Source organism: Amycolatopsis acididurans, assembly GCF_012328925.1.
GTDB lineage: Bacteria > Actinomycetota > Actinomycetes > Mycobacteriales > Pseudonocardiaceae > Amycolatopsis_E > Amycolatopsis_E acididurans.
The window spans coordinates 1-11964 of the sequence record NZ_JAAXLS010000032.1 but is presented as its reverse complement, the minus strand read 5'-3'; the positions used below and the strand labels follow the sequence as shown (position 1 = coordinate 11964).

13 protein-coding genes are annotated in these 11964 nt (G+C 69.4%); 7 read left to right on the top strand and 6 right to left on the bottom strand.

Translation table 11 applies throughout. The features are described from left to right. The first annotated feature begins 67 nt into the window (after positions 1-67). From ctaD to HFP15_RS30200, 5 genes are read left to right on the top strand one after another with little or no spacing between them, the layout of a single operon-like run. The gene (gene ctaD, locus HFP15_RS30220) at positions 68-1834 is read left to right on the top strand and encodes an aa3-type cytochrome oxidase subunit I (RefSeq protein WP_168520183.1); all 1767 of its coding nucleotides are present in this window, start codon (positions 68-70) and stop codon (positions 1832-1834) included. Between the two features lie 42 nt (positions 1835-1876). Then, the gene (locus HFP15_RS30215) at positions 1877-2296 is read left to right on the top strand and encodes a phage holin family protein (protein ID WP_168520182.1); all 420 of its coding nucleotides are present in this window, start codon (positions 1877-1879) and stop codon (positions 2294-2296) included. After that, positions 2289-2504, top strand: coding sequence for a DUF3618 domain-containing protein (locus tag HFP15_RS30210; RefSeq protein ID WP_168520181.1), 216 nt, complete (start codon positions 2289-2291; stop codon positions 2502-2504). The genes HFP15_RS30215 and HFP15_RS30210 overlap by 8 nt, the downstream gene beginning before the upstream one ends. Positions 2505-2510: 6 nt before the next feature. Continuing rightward, positions 2511-2840 (top strand): DUF3140 domain-containing protein, encoded by a 330-nt coding sequence (locus tag HFP15_RS30205; protein WP_168520180.1) that lies wholly within the window; start codon positions 2511-2513, stop codon positions 2838-2840. Further along, positions 2840-2995 (top strand): hypothetical protein, encoded by a 156-nt coding sequence (locus HFP15_RS30200; RefSeq protein ID WP_168520179.1) that lies wholly within the window; start codon positions 2840-2842, stop codon positions 2993-2995. The genes HFP15_RS30205 and HFP15_RS30200 overlap by 1 nt, the downstream gene beginning before the upstream one ends. 72 nt (positions 2996-3067) lie before the next feature. Here HFP15_RS30200 and HFP15_RS30195 read toward each other — a convergent pair whose 3' ends face one another. From HFP15_RS30195 to HFP15_RS30170, 6 genes are read right to left on the bottom strand one after another with little or no spacing between them, the layout of a single operon-like run. Continuing rightward, positions 3068-3691 (bottom strand): pyridoxamine 5'-phosphate oxidase family protein, encoded by a 624-nt coding sequence (locus HFP15_RS30195; RefSeq protein WP_246272165.1) that lies wholly within the window; start codon positions 3689-3691, stop codon positions 3068-3070. A gap of 28 nt (positions 3692-3719) precedes the next feature. Further along, positions 3720-4976, bottom strand: coding sequence for a 4-hydroxy-3-methylbut-2-enyl diphosphate reductase (ispH, locus tag HFP15_RS30190; protein ID WP_168520178.1), 1257 nt, complete (start codon positions 4974-4976; stop codon positions 3720-3722). Positions 4977-4987: 11 nt separating this feature from the next. Beyond that, positions 4988-5983: a polyprenyl synthetase family protein gene (locus tag HFP15_RS30185; RefSeq protein ID WP_168520177.1), complete on the bottom strand. Its 996-nt coding sequence runs from the start codon at positions 5981-5983 to the stop codon at positions 4988-4990. Continuing rightward, on the bottom strand, positions 5980-7368 hold the full coding sequence (locus HFP15_RS30180; protein ID WP_312871817.1) for a family 2B encapsulin nanocompartment shell protein: 1389 nt from the start codon (positions 7366-7368) through the stop codon (positions 5980-5982). Before HFP15_RS30180 ends, HFP15_RS30185 begins: the two co-directional genes overlap by 4 nt. A 15-nt stretch (positions 7369-7383) precedes the next feature. After that, complete coding sequence (locus HFP15_RS30175; RefSeq protein WP_168520175.1) at positions 7384-8115, bottom strand: terpene synthase family protein; 732 nt, start codon at positions 8113-8115, stop codon at positions 7384-7386. Between the two features lie 7 nt (positions 8116-8122). After that, complete coding sequence (locus HFP15_RS30170; RefSeq protein WP_312871816.1) at positions 8123-9529, bottom strand: family 2B encapsulin nanocompartment shell protein; 1407 nt, start codon at positions 9527-9529, stop codon at positions 8123-8125. 632 nt (positions 9530-10161) lie between these two features. Between HFP15_RS30170 and HFP15_RS30165 the strand changes: the two genes are divergently transcribed. Together HFP15_RS30165 and HFP15_RS30160 are read left to right on the top strand one after the other, a co-directional pair. Beyond that, positions 10162-10929 carry a bestrophin-like domain gene (locus HFP15_RS30165; protein ID WP_168520174.1) on the top strand — a complete coding sequence of 256 codons (768 nt, stop codon included), beginning with the start codon at positions 10162-10164 and terminating at the stop codon, positions 10927-10929. Between the two features lie 3 nt (positions 10930-10932). Next, positions 10933-11964: DUF6923 family protein (locus HFP15_RS30160; RefSeq protein ID WP_168520173.1), on the top strand; the 1032-nt coding region annotated here is incomplete at its 3' end.

The following is an 11964-nucleotide window of genomic DNA, read 5'->3' as shown; positions in this document are numbered from 1 at the left end:
CACTTTTCCCACCGGAGGACAGTGGGTACGCCGGGATACGCAGTCTGCGACGAAGGCGAGGACGCGAATGACGGAGTTGCGGGCCCGGCCCATTGTGCTGGGCAACCGGTATGAGCTTCCGGCCCGGCACCGCAAGGGCCGGGCGCTGGTCAGTATCGCGCGCACGACCGACCACAAGGTGATCGGTCTGCTCTACTTGTTCACTTCGCTGGCGTTTTTCATGATCGGCGGCGCGCTGGCGCTGCTGATGCGTGCCGAGCTGGCCCGGCCAGGCCTGCAGTTCCTGTCGAACGAGCAGTACAACCAGCTGTTCACCATGCACGGCACGATCATGTTGCTGTTGTACGCGACGCCGAACGTCTTCGCCTTCGCCAACCTGGTGCTGCCGCTGCAGATCGGTTCGCCGGACGTCGCGTTCCCACGGCTGAACGCGTTTTCCTACTGGCTGTTCCTCTTCGGCGGCCTCATCGTGCTGTCCTCGTTCGCCACGCCGGGCGGCGCGGCGGACTTCGGCTGGACGGCCTACACGCCGTTGTCGAACGCGATGCACTCGCCAGGACTGGGCGGGAACCTGTGGATCTTCGGGTTGATCGTTGCCGGTCTCGGCACGATCCTCGGCGCGGTCAACATGGTGACGACGATCGTCACCCTGCGCTGTCCGGGTATGACGATGTGGCGGATGCCGATCTTCACCTGGAACATCCTGTTCACCAGCGTGCTGATCCTGGCCGTGTTCCCGATCCTGACCGCGGGCCTGTTCGCGCTGGGCGCCGACCGGATCATCGACGCGCATCTGCTCGATCCCGCCAACGGCGGCGCGATCCTCTGGCAGCACCTGTTCTGGTTCTTCGGCCATCCCGAGGTCTACATCATCGCGCTGCCCTATTTCGGGATCATCACCGAAATCGTGCCGGTGTTCAGCCGGAAACCGTTGTTCGGCTACCGCCTGATGGTGTTCGCGACGCTGGGCATCATGGCGTTGTCGTTCGCGGTGTGGGCGCACCACATGTTCGCCACGGGCGCGGTGCTGCTGCCGTTCTTCTCGTTCCTGACCTTCCTCATCGCGGTGCCGACCGGGATCAAGTTCTTCAACTGGATCGGCACGATGTGGAAGGGGCAGATCTCCTTCCAGACCCCGATGCTGTGGTCGGTCGGGTTCATGGTGACGTTCCTCTTCGGCGGGCTGACCGGGGTCATCCTGGCCTCCCCACCGTTGGATTTCCACATCACCGACTCCTATTTCGTGGTCGCCCACTTCCACTACGTGCTGTTCGGCACGATCGTGTTCGCCACGTTCGCCGGGGTGTATTTCTGGTTCCCCAAGATGACGGGCCGGATGCTCGACGAATCGCTGGGCAAACTGCACTTCTGGACCACGTTCATCGGGTTCCACACCACGTTCCTGGTGCAGCACTGGCTCGGCGACATGGGCATGCCGCGCCGCTACGCCGACTACCTGCCCACCGACGGGTTCACCACGCTGAACACGATCTCCACGATCGGCGCGTTCATTCTCGGGGCGTCGATGCTGCCGTTCGTCTACAACGTGGTGAAGAGCTACCGCTTCGGCGAACCGGTCGAGGTGGATGATCCCTGGGGCTTCGGCAACTCGCTGGAATGGGCCACCACCTGCCCGCCGCCGCGGCACAACTTCCTGGAGCTGCCCAGGATCCGCTCCGAGCGTCCCGCGTTCGAACTGCACTATCCGCATCTGGTGGAGCGGCTGCACGCCGAAGGCCACATCACGCTCACCGGCAAGCCGGTCCCGCATGAAGACGCGCGGGCGACGTTGTCGGAGAAGGCGGCTCCGGGTACCGCGGAACACGACGGTTAGCGCTTGCCACCTCCGGGTAGTCGAAGTCCGGAGGTGACGACGATGAGTGAAGAGGTCCGTGGATCCACCGCGGTCGAGGGCCGGTCCGTCGCGCAGCTGGTCCAGGACGCCTCGGAGCAGATGCGCCGTCTGGTGCGCGACGAGTTGCGGCTGGCCACTTCGGAACTGAAGGAGAAGGGCAAGCACGCCGGCGTCGGTGCCGGCCTCGCCGGTGCGGCCGGGATCGTCGCGGTGTTCGGTGGCGCCACCCTGATCGCCGCCGCCGTGCTCGCGCTGGCACTGGTCGTGCCCGCGTGGCTGTCCGCGCTGCTGATCGGCGCGGCGCTGCTGGTGATCGGCGGGATCGCGGCGATGGTCGGCGGCAAGCAGCTGAAGTCGGCGACGCCGCCGGTGCCCGAGGAGGCCGCGGCGGGGGTCAAGAAGGACGTCAGCGCGATGCGAGGGGACTACGGCCATGGCTGACAAGCGCGAGACTTTCCCCGCCGACGCCGAGGAAGCACGCCTGGATGTCGAGCTGACGCGCCAGGAACTCGGCGAGACGGCCGAGGCACTGGCCAACAAGATGAAGGAGACCGCGGCCACGACCCAGAAGGTGGCCCTGTCCACCGGCGCCGCCGTCGGCGCGGTCGTGCTGGCCGTCGTGCTCATCCGCAAGTTCGCCGGGAGGTGATGCCGGATGCCGGTGGAGACCGAGCTGTGGGAGGAGTTTCACCGCGTGGTCAACATGTCTTCCCGTGAGCTCAGTGAATGGCTGCGGATCCGCTCCGCCGACGAGACTACCGAGGAGCTGCCGGACCACGCGGGCACCCCGACCGGCAGGCACGTCCTGGAGATCCTGGGCAAACGCCGCGGTGATCTGACGGCCGACGACGAGCGGGTGATGCGCAACGTCGTGGACCGGGTCCACGCCGAGCGACGCGACGATCTGGAACCGACGGCGGGCCAGGACAACTGGCGGCACCGGCTGATGTCGCTGGGCCACGACCCGCTCAAAGGAGGCCGCTGATGCATCGCGGTAGCGAGAAGCACAGCCCGCGCGAGGACGACCAGCTCAAGCACGAGCTGCAGGGGACGTTGCAGGGCAACGGGTCCAGCCGCGCCGAGGAGTGGCGCGACCCGGAACCGCCCGCCGACGACGATCCGGATCTCGACCAGCGTTAGCCGGTCGTGACGCCGTGCCGGGCCCCCTCGCGATGAGGGGGCCTCGCACTGTGTGAGCCTCGGCCCGGGCTTTCAGCGGTAGAGTTTCTTCGCGTAGTCGGGCCCGTAGTAGCGTTCGAGTTCTTCCAGCGAGTCCTCGGGACGTTCCAGCGCCTGCGCGATCAGCGCCCGCGACGGCACCGAATCCGGTCCCCAGGTCTCCGGCTGCCACAACCGGGACCGCAGGAAAGCCTTGGCGCAGTGGAAGAAGATCTGCTCGATCTCGACGACGATCGCCAGGCTGGGCCGGTGCCCCTGCACGATCATCAGGTCGAAGAATGGCGCGTCCTTGATCAGCCGGGCGCGTCCGTTGATGCGCAGCGTGTCGCCGCGGCCCGGCACGAAGTAGGTCAACCCGACGTGCGGGTTGACCAGGATGTTGCGGAGCCCGTCGGCCCGGCGGTTGCCGGGGCGTTCGGGGATGGCGATGGTGGTGTCGTCCAGCACCAGGGTGAATCCGGGCGGGTCGCCCTTCGGGGACGCGTCGCACGCGCCGTCGGCGCCGGCGGTCGCGATGACGCAGAAGGGGGAGCGGGCCAGCCACCGCCGGTGGATCTCGTGCAGCGAGCCGCGTTCCTTGTCCCGTACCCGTGGCAGCGGGTGCCCGATCAGCTCCCGCAGCTCCTCTTCCGAACCGACCTCCGCCATCGTGTCCATCTCCGAACACTAGCGCCGGAGCCGGGGGTCAGCGCCGGACTTTTCGCGGCAACGTGAAGTGCACCGTCTCGCGCGTGGTTTCCCGTTCCTCGACGGTCAGCGGGCCGAGCCCGCCCAGCGCCGCGATCACGTCGTCGACCAGCCGTGGTGGCGCGGACGCGCCCGCGGTGAGCCCGATCGTGCGCACCCCGGCGAGCCAGTCCGTCCTGATGCCGGCCGCGTCGTCGATGAGCTGCGCCGGGGTGCCCTGCTTGCGGGCCAGCTCGACCAGCCGCATCGAGTTGGACGAGTTGCGCGAGCCGACGACCAGGACCAGATCCGCGGCCGCCGCGATGCCCCGCAGCGCGTCCTGCCGGTTGGTCGTGGCGTAGCAGATGTCGTCCGAGGCCGGGCCGCGCAGCGCCGGGAACCGGCGGCGCAGCACGTCCAGCACCTCGGCCGTCTCGTCGACGCTCAGCGTGGTCTGCGTCAGGTAGGACACGCGCCGCGGATCGGGCACCCGCACCGTGCGGGCGTCCTCGGCCGACTGCACCAGCACCGTGCGTTCCGGGGCCTCGCCGAGGGTGCCTTCCACCTCCTCGTGCCCGGCGTGCCCGATGAGCAGCACCGTGTGGCCCGCCGCGGCGAACCGTTTGGCCTCCGCGTGCACCTTCGTCACCAGCGGGCAGGTCGCGTCGATCACGTCCAGCCGCCGCCGTGCCGCGTGCGCGCGGACCGCGGGGGAGACCCCGTGCGCGGAGAACACCACGGTCGCCCCGCGCGGCACCTGGTCCAGCTCGTCGACGAACACCGCGCCGCGGTCCTCCAGATCGGCGACGACATGGGCGTTGTGCACGATCTGCTTACGCACGAAGATCAGCCCGCCGCGCCGGGCGAGCAGCCGCTCGACGATCTCGACCGCCCGCTCCACCCCGGCGCAGAACGACCGGGGTGCGGCGAGCAGCACCGTTCGTGCGGTGCCGGCGACGGCGAGGCAGGCGGCCATCGCCCCGCACACCTGCTCGGTCAGCGCGGGCGAGCCGGTCACGGCGACCCCGAGCCCGGCCTCGTGCTCCGCGGCGGGAAACACGGCCCGCAGGGCCACGGTGTCGGCGGTCTCGACGTGCAGGTGCCCGCGTGCCGCGCGGACCCCGCGCCTGGCCAGCTCACCGGCCAGCAGGGGCGATGCCGGGCAGCCGATCGACGGTCGGTCCGGCCACACCAGGTCATCGGCGACGAGAACCTCGCCGGGATCGGGCCTGCCGGGATTGTTCGCGGCCAGAATGCTTTGCGCTGCGGTGAACATCGGTGACTCCCTCAACGATCCCGGCGTGCGACGAACCGCGCCAGCGTTTCCAGCTCCGCGTGCGCGCCCGGGTCGATCTCGGCGGCACGCAGGTGCCGCAGCGCCTGCGTCATCAGTTCGTCGGCGCGTGCCTGTGCCCACGCGCGCCCGCCCGCGAGATCGACCAGCTCGGCGGCGCGCGCGAGCCGCGTGCCGGACAGTTCCGTGCGGTACAACGCGGCCAGCTCGTGCCCGGCGTCGGTGCCCGAGGCCAGCGCCGCCACGACGGGCAGCGATTTCTTGCGGTTGCGCAGATCCGAGAACACCGGTTTGCCGGTGACGGCCGGCTCGCCCCAGATCCCGAGCAGATCGTCGACGAACTGGAACGCCAGGCCCAGCTCGGAACCGAAACACCGCAGGTGGCCCAGCCGCTCGGGACCGGCGTCGCCGGCGAGGGCGCCGAGCACGCACGCGCAGCCCAGCAGCGCTCCGGTCTTGCCCGCGGCCATCGCCCGGCACTCCGCGACGCCGACCTCGGCCCGGTCCTCGAACTCGAGATCCGCGCTCTGCCCCTCGATCAGCTCCAGCACCGCGGTCATCAACGCGTCCAGCTGGCCCGGAGCCCCGGACAGCAGCCGCGCGGCGAGCGCGAGCATGGCGTCGCCGGCGAGGATCGCCGGGCCGGAACCGAACACCCGCCACACCGTCGCGCGGTGCCGCCGCGTCGCGTCGCCGTCCATCACGTCGTCGTGCACGAGCGAGAAGTTGTGCACCAGCTCCACGGCGACGGCCGCGGGCAGGGCCGATTCCAGCCGCGCGCCGACAGCCTTCGCGCTCAGCAGCGTGAGCACCGGGCGCAGTGCCTTGCCGCTGCCCGCGCCGTCCGCCCAGCCGAAGTGGTGCCACGCGATGGGCCGCATCGAGGCGGGCAGCCGCCCGGCGGCCGCGCGCAGCTCCGGCTCCACGATCGTCTTGCCCCACGCCAGGATCTCGTGTGCGGTCCGGGTTCCCGCGATCACATCCGTCATCGTCCGATCTCCACGTTCTCCAGTACGCCCAGTGCGTCGGGGACCAGCACCGCGACCGAGTAGTACGCGGTGACCAGATAGGACAGCAGGCCCTTGTCGGTGATGCCCATGAACCGCGCGTTCAGGCCCGGGTCGATCTCGTCGGGGATGCCGCTCTGGCGCAGCCCGACCACCCCCTGCGACCGTTCGCCGGTGCGCATCGCCATGATCGAGGTCGTGCCGGTGGCGGTGACGGGAATCTTGTCGCAGGGCAGGATCGGCGTGCCGCGCCAGGCGGGAAAGGGCTTTCCCTCGACCTCGACGGACTGCTGGGCGATCCCGCTGCCGGTGCATTCGCGGCCGAACGCCGCGATGGCCCTGGGATGGGCGAGGAAGAACTCCGTCTTGCGGCGCCGGGACAGCAGTTCGTCCATGTCGTCCGGGGTGGGCGGGCCGCCGCGGGTCTGGATGCGCTGGCGGAAGTCGGCGTTGTGCAGCAGCCCGTACGCCGGGTTGTTGACCAGATCGCTTTCCTGCCGCTCGCGCAACGCTTCCACGGTCAGCCGCAGCTGCTGTTCGACCTGGTCCATCGGATCGTTGAACAGGTCCGCGACGCGGGTGTGCACGCGCAGCACGGTCTGCGCGACCGACAGCTCGTACTGCCTCGGCGCGAGTTCGTAGTCCACAAAGGTCGACGACAGCCGCGGTTCGCCGCAGTGCCCGGACGTCAGCTCGATGGCCGCCTCACCGTGCTTGTTCTGCGAAAGCTCCGTTGTGGACCGGAGCCAGGACACGTGGGCGCGCAGCGACTCGGACTCCGCCAGCAGCCGCAGTAACTCCTCGCGGTCCAGCGTCAGCACGGTGACCGGGGTGAGCGCCAGCACCGAATACGACCACGGCTCGGGCGTTTCCGCGAGCACCTGCTGCCCCAGATAATCGCCGTCGGCGAGTACACCCAGCGTGGCCGGCTCGCCGTAGGGACCGGTGCTGGTCTTGCTCACCTTGCCGTGCGCGATGAGGAAACCGGCTTCCGGCGGCGATCCGGCTTCGGCGAGCACGTCGCCGGGCCGGTACTCGCGGGGCACCATCCGCTCCGCGACCGCCCGCAGCACATCCTGGTCGGTGAAACCGTGGAACAACGGCAGTTCGGCCAGACTCTCCGGGACCACCCGCACGTCGCCGCCGGCGCTGTAGAACGCGGCGCGCCCCTCGCCCGTCGCGTGCGTGAGTCTGCGGTTCACCCGGTAAGTGCCCGCGGTGGTCTCCACCCACGGCAGCCGCCGCAGCAGCCAGCGCGAGGTGATGCCGCGGCTCTGCGGCACGGTCTTGGTCGTGGTCGACAGCTGGCGCGCGGCCGAGGTGCTCAGGCTCAGCCGGGCGCTCGCCTGGACTTCCGTTACCGTCACGGGGAAAACCACCAATCAGTGGGAGGTCAGGGGTGCTGGGGCAGGCGCCGGGGAGCCGCGGTGCCCGCCGTGGAGCCAGTCGCGCAGACCGGTGGCGTAGCGCAGCACCCGCTCGTCGCCGGTGAGCGCGGGAAGTTGTACGAGCGAGAACGTGTCGAACTGACGCAACCGCGCGTCCAGCAGTCTGCCCGCGCCCGCCTCGGCCTCGGCGAGCCGTGCGCAGTCGGCGAAGTGCCGGTTGAGCACGCGGACCGATTCGCCGGGCACCTCGGCTCCGGTGCTGTATTCGACGAGTGCGGCCGACCAGGCCGGGCTGCCCAGCGGATGCCGGTACCCGATCACCAGGCGCCACAACGACTCCATGAGCAGCCGCGACACCTCCTCGGCCAGCCGCGCACGCCAGGCGGGCGACCGGCCGGGCACGGTGCGCGCCCACAGGTCGGCCAGCCCCGCCTCGGCGGGTCGCGCCGGTTCCGTGGTGGGCCCGCCGGTGACCGGCATGAAGGCAGCCAGCCGCTGCGTCCTGGCCTGGCCCGTGCGCAGGCGGTGACAGCCGTCCAGGAAATGGCGGTCCACAAAGGACAGCCAGGTGTACCAGCAGGTCACGACGCCCAGTTCGCGCCGCGGCGCGGTGGGATGCCGGTACGCGCACGACCGCGCTGCGCCGGGCGCTGCGGGCAGGCCCACCTCCGCCGCCCACGCCGCGGCGTGCCGCCACGCGTGCTCGTGCTCCGGGTTCGGCCGCACCGCCACCTCACCGGCCGATCTCGACGTTCTCCAGTATCGCGAGCGCGTCGGGCACCAGCACCGCCGCCGAGTAGTAGGCCGACACGAGATAGGACATGATGGCCTTGTCGTCGATTCCCATGAACCGCACCGAAAGCCCCGGCTGGTACTCGTCCGGGATGCCGGTCTGGTGCAGCCCGACCACACCCTGGTTCTGCTCGCCGGTGCGCATGAGCATGATCGAGCTGGTGCGGGTCTCCGACACCGCGATCTTGTTGCACGGCAGGATGGGGATGCCGCGCCAGGAGGGCACCTGGTGGCCCAGGTAGTCGATGCCGGCCGGATAGACGCCGCGCGCGTTGCACTCCCGGCCGAACGCCGCGATGGCGCGCGGGTGGGCCAGGAACACCGACGGGTCCTTCCAGACCGCGGCGAGCAGCTCGTCGAGATCGTCCGGGGTCGGCGGGCCGGAGCGGGTGTGGATGCGCTGGCTGACATCGGCGTTGTGCAGCAAGCCGAAGTCGGGGTTGTTGACGATCTCGTTCTCCTGGCGTTCCCGCAACGCCTCGATGGTCAGCCGCAGCTGCTGCTCCACCTGGTTCATCGGCTGGTTGTAGAGATCGGCGACCCGCGTGTGGACGCGGAGCACGGTCTGCGCGACGGACAGTTCGTACTCGCGCGGCGACATCTCGTAGTCCACGAAGGTGCTCGGGATGTCCGGCTCGCCGGAATGCCCAGCGGTGACTTCGATGGTCGCCTCGCCGTGTTCGTTGCGCGGCGCCTGCAGTCCCGAGTGGAACGCCGTGACGTGCGCCCGCAGCGATTCGGACTGCGCGTACACGTCGTCGAAGGCATGCTGCGGCAGCGACAGCACGGTGCACGGGGTGACCGCCTTGACCGTGTACTCCCAGATGCTCTGCGGGTCCACGAGCGTCTCGTCGCCGAAGTGGTCGCCGTTCGCGAGGACGCCGAGCGTCGTCTGGTCGCCGTACCGGCCGGGGCCGATCTTGCTGACCTTGCCGTGCGCGATGAGGAACGACTGGTCGGACTGGTGGCCGAACTCGACGATCACGTCGCCGGGGGAGTACTCGTGCTGTTCGTAGCGCTCGGCCAGTGCGGCGAGCACCTGATCGTCGTCGAATCCGCGCAGCAGCGGCAGTTCGCCGAGTTCGGCGGGGATGACCCGGACGTCGGAGCCGGTGCTGATGAACGTCACCCGACCGTCGCCCACCGTGTAGCTCAGGCGGCGGTTCACCCGGTACGCGCCGCCTGCCGCCTGTACCCAGGGCAGCACGCGCAGCAGCCACCGCGAGGTGATGCTCTGCATCTGCGGGACGGACTTGGTCGTGGTCGCCAGGTTGCGTGCGGCCGCGGTGCTCAAGCTCTGCTGCGGGGTGCCTTCGACGCTGGGTTCAGCGGATTCGGTCACTGTCACGGCAAAAACCACCAATCCATGCTTATTTCAGGATTCAGCGTGTGGAATCGGAATCGCCCAATTTCACGGGGCGAATTCGACCGTAGCACCGGGGGTGTGGGCCGTACAGTCACTCGTCCGTGGTGGCCGGTCGAATTGGACCGTGGGAAATAGCCATTACTGCGCGGCGGGAAGACTGAGAGTAGAGCGAACGGTTTCGGATCACTCGGGGCGACCAGTGCGGCCCGGCACGACCGTGTGAGTCGTCTCCGTGGCGTTCCGCGTGACTGTCACCCTGCTGCTCCGAACGGACCCAATCGATCCCGGATACTGGGAGGGTTGCCTCCGATGGCGGAGTGGACTCGCACGAAAGCGTTGTGCGGCAGGCATTTCAACGAGCGACGGACAATCGGCGAACACGGATGGTCACGCCCACTTCGTGACCGTGGCCCGGCTGGAGCAGCAGCACACCCGGGTGCGCCGGCCGTGACGGCGGAATTGCGGCCGGAATTAGCTGCGTGGAATCGATCTGGGCTGAATAAGTGAGAGCCGCGTCAAATTCGCTGCCGCTCGAATGAAAGACAACGCGCGATCTTGTCCGGCCATAGGGCCCTGATTAGCGTGTGCGTATTCGCGACCGGATAAGGAGCCTCATGAGCGTGTACCTGACCGGGTCGATCTGGGTCCTCGCCGCCGTGCTCGGCGGAGCGCTGATCGCGTATCTCGTCAGACGCTACGGCCTGGACGAGGGCCGGATGGACAACAACGACGCGGCCGGGCAGGCGTTCACGATCGTCGGCGGTCTGCACGCGGTGGTCGTCGCGTTCGTACTGATCTCCCTGTTCGACGCGGCGACCACCGTTCGCGACGAGTCCTATTCCGAGACTCAGGCGCTGGTCGGCGTCGCGTGGGCGGCGCAGGCGCTTCCGGAGCCGGCGAAGAGCGAGCTGCCCCGGCTGGCCAGGGACTACGCGGACACCGTGGTGCGCGTCGAATGGCCCGAGCTGCGCGCGGGCGGCACGGTGCCGGACCAGGGCTGGCACGAGCTCCAGCAGATGCGCGAGGTGCTGGACAGCGCGGACATACCGGGCGACGACGACTGGCTGACCGGCGAGAAGACCCAGGCCGCCGACCAGCTGATGACGATCTACGAGCAGCGGCAGTCCCGGTTGAACGCCGTACGGGACAACAATGTCGGGCTCGTGGTGTGGTTCGTGCTGATCGTCGGGAGCCTGATCTTCGTGTTGCTGCCCAACCTGTTCGGCGGTACCAAGCAGATCACTCACATCATCATCGTGTCCACCCTGGCCGCGACCACCACGCTGCTGCTGTTCGCGATCTATCAGCTGCAGAACCCGTTCGGGGGCGGCGCGAAGGTGGGCCCGGACGCGTTCAGCCAGGCGATCACCAGGTTGAGCTGAATCGTGTGGCTTCGTGGCGCGTGCGCCGTGCTCGTGCTCGTGGGCAGCACGCTGTTCACCGGTCCGGCTTCGGCGGCCTCGTCGTGTCTGGCACTGCGGGTGTCCAGCGGCCGTGGATTGTCCACAGTGGAGCGTGTTCGGCTGCCGGAGATGACGACGACCACGCTGGGCGAGGTGGGCTACCGGCTCAACGCGCTCGGCTACACGGCGCGGCAGGACCTCGCCTACGCGATGAGCGATTCGGGACGCGTGATCACGCTCGATCGTCAGGGGCGGGCCACGGATCTGGGGCCGCCGAAGCGGTGGGGCAGGCACGACCTGGGGCACATGACGGCGGGCGCGGTGTCCGGAAACGTCTGGTACGTCAAGGGATACGGCGTGCTGTACACGATCGACGTCAACCCCGCGAGCCCGGCCTATCTGCGGTTGACCTCGGCGCTGACCCTGTGGCCGTGGGACCTGGCCGCGGACGTGGACGACTTCGACGTCGATCCGGCGGACGGCAGGCTCTACGGTGTGGCAGAGGGGAACGTGGTGAGCATCGACCCGGACACCGGCGCGGTGCGCGTCGTGCCGGGCCCGGTCCTGCCGTGGAGCCGCGCGTACGGCGGAGTGGTCCTGGCCCCCGACGGCACCCTCTACGTCACGGCGAACGCCACCAGCGGGCGGAGCCGTGTTTACGGCGTCGTCAGGGGCGTTTCGTACACTCTCCTCGCGAGCGGGCCGCCCGTGCAGGACACGGATATGGCGGGCTGCCTCACCGCGCGACCGTCGCCACCGCCGACCACGCCTCCCACGGTGCCGCCGGTGCCGCCGCCGGTGACGACACCGCCGCCCCCGCCACCTTCCACCGTGCTGCCACCGCCACCCACACCGCCAACGGTGCCACCGTCACCACCGCCGGTGACCACGCCGCTGCCGCCTCCGCCCGTGACCACACCGCCGTCCCCAACGCCACCCTCTACGACCACCACGCCACCGCCAGCGCCGCCACGGCCACGTCCTCCGGCGCCACCACCACCCGCACCATCCGCC